This window comes from Actinomycetota bacterium (assembly GCA_036280995.1).
In the GTDB taxonomy this organism is placed as follows: domain Bacteria; phylum Actinomycetota; class CALGFH01; order CALGFH01; family CALGFH01; genus CALGFH01.
This window is the reverse complement of sequence record DASUPQ010000811.1, coordinates 1-11,126: the sequence shown is the minus strand read 5'-3', so window position 1 is coordinate 11,126 and position 11,126 is coordinate 1. Positions and strand designations below refer to the sequence as shown.

23 protein-coding genes and 1 pseudogene are annotated in these 11,126 nt (G+C 69.5%); all 24 read left to right on the top strand.

What is annotated here, in order from left to right; translation table 11 throughout:
• Nucleotides 1-143, top strand: a 143-nt coding sequence (locus VF468_27130; protein ID HEX5881962.1) for an elongation factor Tu, incomplete at its 5' end; no start/stop codon positions are given.
• Nucleotides 144-226: 83 nt separating this feature from the next.
• Nucleotides 227-532, top strand: coding sequence for a 30S ribosomal protein S10 (gene rpsJ / locus VF468_27125; GenBank protein HEX5881961.1), 306 nt, complete (start codon nt 227-229; stop codon nt 530-532).
• Nucleotides 529-1,185: a 50S ribosomal protein L3 gene (gene rplC / locus VF468_27120; protein ID HEX5881960.1), complete on the top strand. Its 657-nt coding sequence runs from the start codon at nt 529-531 to the stop codon at nt 1,183-1,185. Before rpsJ ends, rplC begins: the two co-directional genes overlap by 4 nt.
• Nucleotides 1,185-1,865, top strand: coding sequence for a 50S ribosomal protein L4 (gene rplD / locus VF468_27115; protein ID HEX5881959.1), 681 nt, complete (start codon nt 1,185-1,187; stop codon nt 1,863-1,865). The genes rplC and rplD overlap by 1 nt, the downstream gene beginning before the upstream one ends.
• Nucleotides 1,862-2,149 carry a 50S ribosomal protein L23 gene (gene rplW, locus VF468_27110; protein HEX5881958.1) on the top strand — a complete coding sequence of 96 codons (288 nt, stop codon included), beginning with the start codon at nt 1,862-1,864 and terminating at the stop codon, nt 2,147-2,149. The genes rplD and rplW overlap by 4 nt, the downstream gene beginning before the upstream one ends.
• Nucleotides 2,150-2,151: 2 nt before the next feature.
• Nucleotides 2,152-2,982, top strand: coding sequence for a 50S ribosomal protein L2 (rplB, locus tag VF468_27105; GenBank protein HEX5881957.1), 831 nt, complete (start codon nt 2,152-2,154; stop codon nt 2,980-2,982).
• A gap of 2 nt (nt 2,983-2,984) precedes the next feature.
• Entirely contained in the window at nt 2,985-3,266 is a 282-nt protein-coding gene (gene rpsS, locus VF468_27100; GenBank protein ID HEX5881956.1) for a 30S ribosomal protein S19, read from the top strand.
• 7 nt (nt 3,267-3,273) lie between these two features.
• Nucleotides 3,274-3,615: a 50S ribosomal protein L22 gene (gene rplV, locus VF468_27095; GenBank protein HEX5881955.1), complete on the top strand. Its 342-nt coding sequence runs from the start codon at nt 3,274-3,276 to the stop codon at nt 3,613-3,615.
• Nucleotides 3,615-4,478 carry a 30S ribosomal protein S3 gene (rpsC, locus tag VF468_27090; GenBank protein HEX5881954.1) on the top strand — a complete coding sequence of 288 codons (864 nt, stop codon included), beginning with the start codon at nt 3,615-3,617 and terminating at the stop codon, nt 4,476-4,478. The genes rplV and rpsC overlap by 1 nt, the downstream gene beginning before the upstream one ends.
• A 7-nt stretch (nt 4,479-4,485) precedes the next feature.
• Nucleotides 4,486-4,921: pseudogene (rplP, locus tag VF468_27085) on the top strand (50S ribosomal protein L16).
• Entirely contained in the window at nt 4,902-5,117 is a 216-nt protein-coding gene (gene rpmC / locus VF468_27080; GenBank protein ID HEX5881953.1) for a 50S ribosomal protein L29, read from the top strand. Before rplP ends, rpmC begins: the two are co-directional and overlap by 20 nt.
• A complete protein-coding gene (gene rpsQ, locus VF468_27075; protein HEX5881952.1) occupies nt 5,114-5,398 on the top strand; it encodes a 30S ribosomal protein S17 in 285 nt (94 codons plus the stop codon). Before rpmC ends, rpsQ begins: the two co-directional genes overlap by 4 nt.
• A 65-nt stretch (nt 5,399-5,463) precedes the next feature.
• On the top strand, nt 5,464-5,832 hold the full coding sequence (gene rplN, locus VF468_27070) for a 50S ribosomal protein L14 (GenBank protein HEX5881951.1): 369 nt from the start codon (nt 5,464-5,466) through the stop codon (nt 5,830-5,832).
• A 2-nt stretch (nt 5,833-5,834) separates the two neighbouring features.
• Complete coding sequence (gene rplX, locus VF468_27065; protein HEX5881950.1) at nt 5,835-6,149, top strand: 50S ribosomal protein L24; 315 nt, start codon at nt 5,835-5,837, stop codon at nt 6,147-6,149.
• 15 nt (nt 6,150-6,164) lie between these two features.
• A complete protein-coding gene (rplE, locus tag VF468_27060; GenBank protein HEX5881949.1) occupies nt 6,165-6,734 on the top strand; it encodes a 50S ribosomal protein L5 in 570 nt (189 codons plus the stop codon).
• Between the two features lie 60 nt (nt 6,735-6,794).
• Nucleotides 6,795-6,980 carry a type Z 30S ribosomal protein S14 gene (locus VF468_27055; GenBank protein ID HEX5881948.1) on the top strand — a complete coding sequence of 62 codons (186 nt, stop codon included), beginning with the start codon at nt 6,795-6,797 and terminating at the stop codon, nt 6,978-6,980.
• A 15-nt stretch (nt 6,981-6,995) separates the two neighbouring features.
• Complete coding sequence (gene rpsH, locus VF468_27050) at nt 6,996-7,394, top strand: 30S ribosomal protein S8 (GenBank protein HEX5881947.1); 399 nt, start codon at nt 6,996-6,998, stop codon at nt 7,392-7,394.
• Nucleotides 7,395-7,406: 12 nt separating this feature from the next.
• A complete protein-coding gene (rplF, locus tag VF468_27045) occupies nt 7,407-7,943 on the top strand; it encodes a 50S ribosomal protein L6 (GenBank protein HEX5881946.1) in 537 nt (178 codons plus the stop codon).
• A 10-nt stretch (nt 7,944-7,953) separates the two neighbouring features.
• Nucleotides 7,954-8,307 carry a 50S ribosomal protein L18 gene (gene rplR / locus VF468_27040; protein ID HEX5881945.1) on the top strand — a complete coding sequence of 118 codons (354 nt, stop codon included), beginning with the start codon at nt 7,954-7,956 and terminating at the stop codon, nt 8,305-8,307.
• A gap of 25 nt (nt 8,308-8,332) precedes the next feature.
• The gene (gene rpsE / locus VF468_27035; GenBank protein ID HEX5881944.1) at nt 8,333-8,977 is read left to right on the top strand and encodes a 30S ribosomal protein S5; all 645 of its coding nucleotides are present in this window, start codon (nt 8,333-8,335) and stop codon (nt 8,975-8,977) included.
• Nucleotides 8,974-9,162, top strand: a complete 189-nt coding sequence (rpmD, locus tag VF468_27030) for a 50S ribosomal protein L30 (protein ID HEX5881943.1) — start codon at nt 8,974-8,976, stop codon at nt 9,160-9,162. Before rpsE ends, rpmD begins: the two co-directional genes overlap by 4 nt.
• Nucleotides 9,159-9,596, top strand: coding sequence for a 50S ribosomal protein L15 (gene rplO / locus VF468_27025; protein ID HEX5881942.1), 438 nt, complete (start codon nt 9,159-9,161; stop codon nt 9,594-9,596). Before rpmD ends, rplO begins: the two co-directional genes overlap by 4 nt.
• Before the next feature lie 22 nt (nt 9,597-9,618).
• Complete coding sequence (gene secY, locus VF468_27020) at nt 9,619-10,902, top strand: preprotein translocase subunit SecY (GenBank protein HEX5881941.1); 1,284 nt, start codon at nt 9,619-9,621, stop codon at nt 10,900-10,902.
• Nucleotides 10,899-11,126, top strand: a 228-nt coding sequence (locus VF468_27015) for a nucleoside monophosphate kinase (GenBank protein ID HEX5881940.1), incomplete at its 3' end; no start/stop codon positions are given. The genes secY and VF468_27015, both read left to right, overlap by 4 nt.

Genomic DNA, 11,126 nt, shown 5'->3' with positions numbered 1-11,126 from the left:
CCGAGATGGCCATGCCGGGGGACAACACCGAGATGACGGTCAAGCTGATCCAGCCCATCGCCATGGCCGAAGGGCTCCGCTTCGCCATCCGCGAAGGTGGCCGCACCGTCGGCGCCGGCCGCGTCATCAAAATCCTCAAGTGATGCGATCCGAAGGGTTGCAGCAAGTGGAATGGAATGATGATGAATAAAGAAGTTCATCATTCCGCACGACCGGAGGTCGTGCGGTGAACCAGAAGATCCGTATCCGCCTCAAGGCGTACGACCACGAGATCATCGACCAGTCGGCACGCAAGATCGTCGACACGGTGACCCGTACGGGCGCGCGCACGGCCGGGCCGGTCCCCCTGCCCACCGAGAAGTCGGTCTACTGCGTGATCCGCAGTCCCCACAAGGACAAGGACTCGCGCGAGCACTTCGAGATGCGCACCCACAAGCGGCTGATCGACATTCTCGACCCGACTCCCAAGACCGTCGACAGCCTGATGCGCCTGGACCTGCCGGCCGGCGTGGACATCGAGATCAAGCTATGACAAGGACAGCCACCTTCAAGGGCCTTCTCGGCACCAAGCTGGGCATGACCCAGATCTTCGACGAGAACGCCCGGGTCGTGCCGGTCACGGTCATCCAGGCCGGGCCGAACACGGTCACCCAGGTGAAGTCGCCGGAGCGCGACGGCTACTCGGCCGTCCAGCTCGCCTTCGGGGACGTCAAGGCCCGCAAGGTCAACAAGCCCAGGGCGGGCCACTTCGCCAAGGCCGGCGTCGAGGCCCGGCGGCACCTGGTCGAGCTGCGCACCGCCGACGCCGGCGAGTACACCCTCGGCCAGGAGCTCAAGGCCGACGTGTTCGCCCCGGGCGACCGGGTCGACGTCGTCGGCGTGTCCAAGGGCAAGGGCTTCGCCGGCGTGATGAAGCGGCACGGCTTCAAGGGCCTTGGCGCCTCCCACGGCACCGAGCGCAAGCACCGCTCGCCCGGCTCGGTCGGCGCCTGCGCCACCCCGTCGCGCATCTTCAAGGGGATGCGGATGGCCGGCCACATGGGCAACCAGCGGGTCACCGTGCTCAACCTCGAGGTCGTCAAGGCCGACCCCGACCGCAACCAGCTCCTGGTCCGCGGGGCCGTGCCCGGCCCCAAGCGCGGCCTGGTCATGGTGCGCAGCTCGGTGAAGGCGGTGACCGGCTGATGGCCAAGGTCGACGTCCTCAACGCCAAGGGCAAGAAGGCCGGCTCGGTCGAGCTGCCCGAGGAGATCTTCGGGGTCCAGGTCAACGTGCCGGTGATGCACCGGGTGGTGCGGGCCCAGCTCGCCGCGGCCCGGGCCGGCACCCACTCGACCAAGACCCGGGCCGAGGTCCGCGGCGGGGGCAAGAAGCCCTGGCGCCAGAAGGGGACCGGCCGGGCCCGCCAGGGCTCCATCCGGGCGCCCCAGTGGCGCGGCGGCGGCGTCGTCTTCGGGCCGACGCCCCGCGACCACAGCCTGCGGGTCAACAAGAAGGAGAAGGTGCTGGCCCTGCGCTCGGCCCTGACCGACCGGCACGCCGGGGGCAACCTGGTCGTCCTGGACGGCCTCGACTTCGAGGAGCCGAAGACGGCCAGGGCGGTCGAGCTGCTGGACACGGTCGGGCTCGGCGGGCGCAAGCTGCTGTTCGTGGTCGACGGCCTCGAGGAGGCGGCGATCAAGAGCTTCCGCAACCTGCCGGCCGTCCACCTGATCACCTTCGACCAGCTCAACACCTACGACGTGCTCAACAGCGACACCGTCGTGTTCACCCGCGACTCCCTTGACGCGTTCCTGGGCCGGTCGGCCACGACCGACCAGGCCGCCGACGAGGAGCTGGTGCTGGAGGAGGGTGACGCCAAGTGAAGAACCCTCGCGACGTGATCTACAAGCCGGTGGTCAGCGAGAAGTCCTACGCCCTGCTGGACGAGAACACCTACACCTTCATCGTCGACCCCGACGCCAACAAGACGGAGATCAAGGAGGCCATCCAGGCCATCTTCTCCGTCCGGGTGGCCAACGTGAACACCCTGCACCGCAAGGGCAAGCGCAAGCGCACCCGCCGCACCCTCGGGGTCCGCAAGGCGACCAAGCGGGCGCTGGTCACCCTCCACCCCGACGACAAGATCGAGATCTTCGAGGCCAGGTAGCCATGGGCATCCGCAAGCACAAGCCAACCACGCCGGGACGGCGGGGCAGCTCGGTGGCCGACTTCGTGGAGGTCACCAAGACGACCCCCGAGAAGGCGTTGCTGGCACCGAGCCCGAAGAAGGGTGGCCGCAACGTCCACGGGCGCATCACCGCGCGCCACCAGGGCGGCGGCCACAAGCAGCGCTACCGGATCGTCGACTTCCGCCGGACCAAGGACGGCGTGCCGGCCAAGGTGGCGGCGATCGAGTACGACCCCAACCGCACCGCCCGCCTGGCCCTGCTGCACTACCGGGACGGCGAGAAGCGCTACATCATCGCCCCCACCCGCCTCAAGGTCGGCGACGTCGTCGAGTCGGGCGAGGGCGCCGACATCAAGCCGGGCAACGCCCTGCCGCTGAAGAACATCCCCGTCGGCACCATCGTCCACAACGTCGAGCTCCGGCCGGGCGGCGGCGCCAAGATGGGCCGCTCCGCCGGGTCCGGGATCCAGCTGCTGGCCAAGGAGGGCACGCTGGCCACCCTGCGGATGCCCTCGGGCGAGATCCGCCAGGTGCTGACCACCTGCCGGGCCACCGTCGGCGAGGTCGGCAACGCCGAGCAGGAGCTGATCAGCTGGGGCAAGGCCGGCCGCAACCGCTGGAAGGGCAAGCGCCCGACCACCCGCGGGGTGGCCATGAACCCGGTCGACCACCCGCTCGGCGGTGGCGAGGGCAAGAGCTCCGGCGGCCGTCACCCGACCAGCCCGTGGGGCAAGCCGGAGGGTCGCACCCGCCGGCGCAAGCCCTCCGACCAGCTCATCGTCCGCCGCCGCCGCAAGGGGAGAGGGCGCTAGGTATGGCACGCAGTCTGAAAAAGGGTCCCTTCGTCGACGATCATCTGCTGAAGAAGATCGACGAGCTCAACCGCAAGCGCGACAAGCGGGTGGTCCGCACCTGGTCGCGGCGCTCGACGGTCATCCCCGACATGGTCGGGCACACGATCGCGGTCCACGACGGGCGCAAGCACGTGCCCGTGTACATCTCGGAGGCCATGGTCGGCCACAAGCTGGGCGAGTTCGCCCCGACCAGGACCTTCCGCATCCACCGCTCGCAGGAGCGGGCGACAGGAGTGAGGTAACCCCGATATGGAGGTCAAAGCGCAGGCTCGGTTCGTCCGGGTGACGCCGTTCAAGGCGCGCCGGGTCCTGGACCTGATCCGCGGCCTGCACGTCGAGGAGGCGCGCCGGATCCTGCAGTTCAACCCGCGGGCGGCCGCGCTGCCGGTACGCAAGGTGCTCGACTCGGCCGTCGCCAACGCCGAGCACAACTTCCAGCTGCCGGCCGACAACCTGTTCGTGGCCAAGGCGTTCGTCGACGAGGGCCCGACCCTGAAGCGGCACCGGCCCCGCGCGCTGGGCCGCGCCTACCGGGTGAACAAGCGGACCAGCCACATCACGGTCGTCGTCGACTCCAGGGAGGCGTCGTAATGGGACAGAAGATCAACCCCTACGGCTTCCGCCTGGGCGTCACCACCGACTGGAAGTCGCGCTGGTTCAGCGAGAAGGACTACAAGAAGTACCTGCACGAGGACATCGAGATCCGCAAGTACCTGAAGCGGAACCTGAGCCACGCCGGCATCTCCCGGGTGGAGATCGAGCGGACCCGCGACCGGGTGCGGATCGACATCCACACCGCGCGGCCGGGCGTGGTCATCGGCCGCCGCGGCGCCGAGGCCGACCGCATCCGGGCCGACCTCGACAAGATGACCGGCAAGCAGGTCACCCTGAACATCCTCGAGGTCAAGGGGGCCGAGACCGACGCCCAGCTCGTGGCCCAGGGCGTGGCCGAGCAGCTGGCCAGCCGGGTGTCGTTCCGCCGGGCCATGCGCCGGGCCATCAACTCGGCCATGAAGGGCGGGGCCAAGGGCATCCGGGTGCAGTGCTCCGGCCGCCTGGGCGGCGCCGAGATGGCCCGCACCGAGTTCTACCGCGAGGGCCGCGTGCCCCTGCACACCCTGCGGGCCGACATCGACTACGGCCTGGCCGAGGGCCGCACCACCTTCGGGATGGTCGGGGTCAAGGTCTGGATCTACCGCGGCGACGTGCTGCCCTCGCGCGAGGAGCAGGAGGCCGACCGGGCCCGGGCCCGCGCCCGGGCCGCCGCCGGCGGGCCCAGCGGCGAGCGCCGTTCGGGTCGCGGCCGGGGCGAGGGCAACGGCGGCGGCCGCTCCGGCGGCCGCGCCTCCAAGGCCGAGCCGGCCAGCGAGGCGCCCGCCGAGGCTCCCGCCGAGGTTCCGGCCGAGGCTCCGGCCGAGGCCGAGGCCGTCCCGGCGGCAGAGGGCAAGGAGTGACCGACCGATGCTGACCCCCAAGCGCGTCAAGCACCGCAAGCAGCACCGCGGCCACCGCCGCGGCGTGGCCAGCGGCGGCACCAGCGTGGCCTTCGGCGACTACGGCCTGCAGGCGCTGGAGCCCTCCTGGGTGACCAACCGGCAGATCGAGGCCGCCCGTATCGCCATGACCCGCTACATCAAGCGTGGCGGCAAGGTCTGGATCAACGTCTACCCGGACAAGCCGGTGACCAAGAAGCCCGCCGAGACCCGCATGGGCTCGGGCAAGGGCTCGCCGGAGTGGTGGGTCGCGGTGGTCCGGCCGGGCCGGGTGATGTTCGAGCTGTCGGGCGTTCCCGAGGCCACCGCCCAGGAGGCGATGCGCCTGGCCGCCCACAAGCTGCCGATGAAGTGCAGGTTCGTGAAGCGCGTTGACGCGGAGTGATGACCATGAAGGCAAGTGAGCTGGCCGACCTGGACGCGGACGAGCTGGCCGCCAAGCTGGCCGAGGCCAAGGAGGAGCTGTTCAACCTCCGGTTCCAGAACGTCACCGGCCAGCTCGACAACCCGCACCGGCTGCGCGAGGTCCGCAAGGACATCGCCAGGGTCCTCACCGTGATGCACCAGCGCGAGCGGGCCACAGAGAGGGAGCGCCAGTGACCGAGCAGGACGCGACGACCACGAGCAAGCCCCGCGGGACCCGCAAGGTCCGCACGGGGGTCGTGGTCTCCGACAAGATGGACAAGACGGTGGTCGTCGAGGTGGAGGACATCCGCCAGCACCGCCTGTACCAGAAGACGATCCGGCGGACGACCCGGCTCAAGGCCCACGACGAGCAGAACAGCGCCGGCACGGGCGACCTCGTCCGGCTGGCCGAGACCCGGCCCATGTCGGCGACCAAGCGCTGGCGGGTCACCGAGATCATCCAGAAGGCGAAGTGAACCTGCGGTTCACTTCGCAGAACCATGGGACAACGCCGACCACAGAAGATGAATAAGAGGTCTGTATGATCCAGCAGGAGTCGCGGCTGAAGGTCGCGGACAACACGGGTGCCAAGGAGATCCTCTGCATCCGCGTGCTCGGCGGCTCCGGGCGGCGCTACGCCTCCATCGGCGACATCATCGTGGCCACGGTGAAGGACGCCATCCCCGGTGGCGCCGTCAAGGAGGGCGAGGTCGTCAAGGCGGTCGTCGTCCGGGTCAAGAAGCAGAAGCGCCGCCCCGACGGCTCCTACATCCGCTTCGACGAGAACGCGGCCGTGATCATCAACGAGCAGCAGAACCCGCGGGGCACCCGCATCTTCGGGCCGGTCGGCCGGGAGCTGCGGGAGAAGCGCTTCATGAAGATCATCAGCCTGGCCCCGGAGGTGCTGTAGCCGTGAAGGTACGCAAGGACGACCGCGTGATGGTCATGGCCGGCAAGGACCTCGGCGTCACCGGGCGGGTGATCAAGGTCGACCCGCGCCGCAACAAGGTGCTGGTCGAGGGCGTCAACCGCATCAAGCGGCACGAGAAGATCCGGCCCACCCAGCGGGGCGGCCAGACCGGCGGCATCACCGAGAAGGAGGCCTGGATCGACGCCTCCAACGTGCAGCTGCTCAGCCCCGACGACGGCAAGCCGACCCGGGTCGCCTACCGCGACGAGGACGGCGTCAAGGTCCGGGTCTGCGCCCGCACCGGCGCGAAGTTCTAAGAGGAAGACGAGACGATGACGCAGACCGCTCCAGAGCGAGAGATGCCGCGGCTGAAGGCGCGCTACCGCGCCGAGGTCGAGCAGCGGCTCAAGGACGAGCTCGGGCTCGGCAACATCATGCAGGTCCCGCGGCCGCTCAAGGTCGTGGTCAACATGGGCATCGGCGAGGCCGTCAAGGAGTCCCGCCTGCTGGACGGCGCGGTGCGCGACCTGACCCAGATCACCGGGCAGAAGCCGCTGGTCACCAAGGCCAAGAAGTCGATCGCCGGCTTCAAGATCCGCGAGGGCCAGTCGATCGGGGCCAAGGTCACCCTGCGCGGCGACCGCATGTGGGAGTTCCTCGACCGGCTGGTCGCGATCGTCCTGCCCCGCATCCGCGACTTCCGCGGCCTCAACCCAAGGACCTTCGACGGCCACGGCAACTTCACCTTCGGGCTGACCGAGCAGCTGGTCTTCCCGGAGATCGACTACGACAAGATCGAGAAGATCCGGGGCATGGACATCACCGTGGTGACCAGCGCCGAGACCGACGACCAGGGGCGGGCGCTGCTCACCGCCCTCGGGTTCCCGTTCCGCCAGAGTTGACGACGGTTCCCGCCAGGCCGGACACCCGGAACCGGCGGGACCAGGAGGTAATACCAGCAGATGGCAAAGAAGTCCCTGATCGCCAAGGCCAAGCGCACCCCGAAGTTCAAGGTGCGCGGCTACACGCGCTGCCAGCGCTGCGGGCGGCCGCGGGCCGTGCTGCGCAAGTTCGGCCTGTGCCGGATCTGCGTGCGCCAGCTCGCCCACGCCGGCGAGCTGCCGGGCGTCACCAAGTCGAGCTGGTAGGGGGCGGGTACCGACATGAGCATGACCGACCCGATCGCCGACATGCTGACCCGGCTGCGCAACGGCAACGCCGCCTACCACGACGAGATCGTCATGCCCAGCTCGAGGATGAAGGTGGAGATCGCCAAGGTCCTCAAGCAGGAGGGCTACATCCGGGACTACGCGGTCGAGAAGGCCGACGTCGGTTCCAAGCTGACGGTCGTCCTCAAGTACGGCCCCAACCGGGAGCGGACCATCAGCGGCGTCCGCCGCATCTCCAAGCCGGGGCTGCGCGTGTATGCCAAGAAGGAAAGCCTGCCCCGGGTCCTTGGAGGCCTCGGCATCGCCATCATCTCGACCTCGTCCGGCCTGCTCACCGACCGCGCCGCCCATAAGGCCGGCATCGGTGGCGAGGTCGTGGCCTACGTCTGGTAAGGGAGGCGCACCTTGTCACGCATCGGCAAGCTTCCCATCGAGGTCCCCAGCGGCGTCGAGGTGACGGTCGAGGGCACCCTGGCCACCGTGAAGGGCCCCATGGGCACCCTGGCCGAGACGATCCCGACGTCCATCTCGGTCCGCCAGGAGGGCAACCAGCTCCTGGTCGAGCGGCCCGACGACGAGCGCGAGCACCGGGCCCTGCACGGCCTGGTCCGCTCCCTGGTGGCCAACATGGTCGAGGGGGTCACCAAGGGGTTCGAGAAGCAGCTCGAGATCCAGGGGGTCGGCTACCGGGTCCAGGCCCAGGGCTCCGACCTGGTGTTCAGCCTCGGCTACTCCCACCAGATCCCGGTCAAGGCCCCCGAGGGCATCACCTTCGAGGTGACCAGCCCGACCCGCTTCTCGGTCAAGGGCATCAACAAGCAGCAGGTGGGCCAGGTGGCGGCCGACATCCGCCGGCTGCGCAAGCCCGACCCGTACAAGGGCAAGGGCGTCCGCTACGCCGGCGAGGTCGTCCGGCGCAAGGCCGGCAAGACGGCGAAGTGAGGACCCCACGATGAACAATGCGAAGGTGAAGCGCGACGCGCGCCTGCGGCGCCACCGTCGCGTGCGGCGGCGGGTGGTCGGCACGGCCGAGCGGCCGCGCCTGGCCGTCTTCCGCTCCAACAAGCAGATCTACGCCCAGCTCATCGACGACCGGGCCGGCCGCACGCTGGCCGCGGCGGGCTCGCCGGGCTCCGCCGGCGACGGCGACAAGAAGGCCGCCGCCTCCCGGGTCGGCGCCGAGCTGGCCACCAGGGCCAAGGCGGCCGGCATCACCTCGGTGGTGTTCGACCGCGGCGGCTACCAGTACCAGGGACGTGTCCGCGCGCTGGCCGAGGCGGCCCGCGAGGGCGGTCTCAAGTTCTAGGAAGATCCTGAAGGAGGCATTCCGCATGGCACCAGCCCCTCGCCGGGGTCCCGGTGGACAGCAGGGAAACCGGCCGCCCCGTGACGACCGGGGCGGCCCAGGCCGGGATGAGGCCCCCAAGTCCCAGTTCGAGGAGCGCGTGGTCGCGATCAACCGCGTGGCCAAGGTCGTGAAGGGTGGCCGCCGGTTCTCGTTCACCGCCCTGGTGGTGGTGGGCGACGGCAACGGCAAGGTCGGCGTCGGCTACGGCAAGGCCAAGGAGGTCCCCTCGGCCATCCAGAAGGGGGTCGAGACGGCCAAGAAGAACTTCTTCCCGGTGCCGATGATCGGCTCGACCATCCCGCACGAGGTGCTCGGCGCCGAGGGCGCCGGCCGGGTCCTGCTCAAGCCGGCCTCCCCGGGAACCGGGGTCATCGCCGGCGGCCCGGTCCGGGCCGTCCTCGAGGCGGCCGGGGTCTCCGACGTCCTCTCCAAGTCGCTCGGGTCGTCCAACCCGATCAACATCGTCCACGCCACCGTCGCCGGCCTCAAGCAGCTCCGGCGGCCCCAGGAGGTGGCCGACCGGCGCGGCCTCGAGCTGGCCGAGATGTCGCCGGTCACGGTGGCCAGGCAGAAGGCGGCGGCCGCGGTCGGCGCGGGCGCCGGCAAGGCGAAGGAGCAGTCGGCGTGAGCACCCGCCTCAAGGTCACCCAGAAGCGGTCCCTGATCGGCCGGCCCCGCCCGCAGCGGGCCACGGTCAGGAGCCTCGGGCTCAAGCGGATCGGCGACACCGTCGTCAAGGAGGACCGCCCCGAGATCCGCGGCATGATCTTCAAGGTCTCCCACCTGGTCGAGGTGGAGGAGGTACAAGAGTGAAGCTGCATCACCTACGCCCGGCGCCCGGGTCCACCAAGGACCGGGTGCGCAAGGGGCGCGGCGATGCCTCGGGCAAGGGCAAGACGGCCGGCCGGGGCACCAAGGGCTCCAAGGCCCGGTCGCGGATCCGGATCGGGTTCGAGGGCGGCCAGATGCCGCTCCAGCGCCGCGTCCCCAAGCTGCGCGGGTTCACCAACCCCAACAAGGTCCACTGGTCGGTGGTCAACCTCGACCGCCTCCAGGCCGCGTTCCCCAGGGGCGGCGGCGTCGACCCGGACGGGCTGGTCGCGGCCGGTCTGGCCCGCAAGGGCACCCCGGTCAAGGTCCTCGGCCACGGTGACGTCTCGGTCGCCTTCGAGGTGCGAGCCCACGCCTTCTCGGCCACTGCGGCCTCCAAGATCACCGCCGCAGGCGGTACCGTAGAGGTCGTCTAGGCCGCAAAGGAGAGGAACCCGCGTGCTGTCGGCCTTCCGCAACGCCTTCAAGATCCCCGAGCTGCGGGGCAAGATCCTCTTCACCGTGGCGATCATCGCCGTGTACCGGCTCGGGTCGCACCTGCCGGTGCCCGGGGTCGACTTCGACGCCGTCCAGAACTACCTCGAGAACCCGGCCCAGGACCCCAGCGGGGCGTTCACGCTGATCAACCTGTTCTCGGGCGGGGCGCTGACCCAGTTCGCGATCTTCGCCCTCGGGATCATGCCCTACATCACCTCCTCGATCATCATGCAGCTCCTCGGGGTGGTCATCCCCCGGCTGGAGCAGCTCCAGAAGGAGGGGGAGACCGGGCGCAAGAAGATCCAGCAGTACACCCGCTACGTGACGGTGTTCCTGGCCCTGCTGCAGTCGGCCAGCATCGTCCAGCTCGCCCACAACCAGGGGATCCTGCCGATCGACATCTTCCCCGGGCTCACTCCCGGCCGGTTCGCCCTGGCCGTCATGACCCTGACCGCGGGGACGGCCCTGATCATGTGGCTGGGCGAGCTGATCACCCAGCGCGGGGTCGGCAACGGCATGTCGATCCTGATCTTCGCGGCGATCGTGTCCACCCTGCCCAGCGAGGGCGCCAACATCCTGCGGGTGAACAAGGCCTTCATCTTCGGGCTGGTCTGCTTCCTCGGCCTGCTGATCGTGGTGGCCGTGATCTTCGTCGAGCAGGCCCAGCGCCGGATCCCGGTGCAGTACGCCAAGCGGATGGTGGGCCGGCGGATGTACGGCGGCCAGTCGACCTACATCCCCCTGAAGGTCAACCAGGCCGGGGTCATCCCGATCATCTTCGCGTCCAGCCTGCTGTACATCCCGGTGCTGCTGGCCTCGATCGTGAACAAGGAGTGGCTGACCGACTTCGTGGAGCGGTTCGCCCAGACGGGCAGCCACCCGCTCTACATCATCACCTACTTCCTGCTGATCATCGGGTTCGCCTACTTCTACAACTCGATCGCCTTCAACCCGGTCGACACCGCCGACAACATGAAGAAGTACGGCGGCTTCATCCCCGGGATCCGGCCCGGCCGGCAGACGGCCGAGCACCTGAACTACATCCTGACCCGGATCACCCTGCCCGGGGCGGTGTTCCTCGGCGCCGTGGCCATCCTGCCCTTCATCGCCCTGGCCGCCGGCAACGTGCAGTCGTTCCCGTTCGGGGGCACGTCCATCCTGATCACGGTCGGGGTCGGGCTGGAGACCATGAAGCAGATCGAGTCCCAGCTCCTGATGCGGAACTACGAGGGCTTTCTCCGTTGAGGCTGGTGGTCCTCGGCCCGCCCGGGGCGGGCAAGGGAACGCAGGCGGTCAAGCTGGCGGAGCACTTCACCTGCGCCGACGTGGCCACCGGGGACATCTTCCGGGCGAACGTGGCCGAGGGGACCGAGCTGGGCCGGGCCGCCCAGGAGTTCATGGACCGGGGCGACCTGGTGCCCGACGAGGTGGTCATCGCCATGGTCATGGAGCGCCTGGCCTCCGACGAC

Coding starts and splice junctions, on each gene's coding strand:
- rpsH (HEX5881947.1), top strand. CDS start 6,996: ATGAGCATGACCGACCCGATCGCCGACATGCTGACCCGGCTGCGCAAC.
- rplB (HEX5881957.1), top strand. CDS start 2,152: ATGGGCATCCGCAAGCACAAGCCAACCACGCCGGGACGGCGGGGCAGC.
- rplD (HEX5881959.1), top strand. CDS start 1,185: ATGGCCAAGGTCGACGTCCTCAACGCCAAGGGCAAGAAGGCCGGCTCG.
- rpsE (HEX5881944.1), top strand. CDS start 8,333: ATGGCACCAGCCCCTCGCCGGGGTCCCGGTGGACAGCAGGGAAACCGG.
- rplR (HEX5881945.1), top strand. CDS start 7,954: ATGAACAATGCGAAGGTGAAGCGCGACGCGCGCCTGCGGCGCCACCGT.
- rpmC (HEX5881953.1), top strand. CDS start 4,902: ATGACCATGAAGGCAAGTGAGCTGGCCGACCTGGACGCGGACGAGCTG.
- rplN (HEX5881951.1), top strand. CDS start 5,464: ATGATCCAGCAGGAGTCGCGGCTGAAGGTCGCGGACAACACGGGTGCC.
- VF468_27055 (HEX5881948.1), top strand. CDS start 6,795: ATGGCAAAGAAGTCCCTGATCGCCAAGGCCAAGCGCACCCCGAAGTTC.
- rplV (HEX5881955.1), top strand. CDS start 3,274: ATGGAGGTCAAAGCGCAGGCTCGGTTCGTCCGGGTGACGCCGTTCAAG.
- rplE (HEX5881949.1), top strand. CDS start 6,165: ATGACGCAGACCGCTCCAGAGCGAGAGATGCCGCGGCTGAAGGCGCGC.
- rpsC (HEX5881954.1), top strand. CDS start 3,615: ATGGGACAGAAGATCAACCCCTACGGCTTCCGCCTGGGCGTCACCACC.
- rplC (HEX5881960.1), top strand. CDS start 529: ATGACAAGGACAGCCACCTTCAAGGGCCTTCTCGGCACCAAGCTGGGC.
- rpsS (HEX5881956.1), top strand. CDS start 2,985: ATGGCACGCAGTCTGAAAAAGGGTCCCTTCGTCGACGATCATCTGCTG.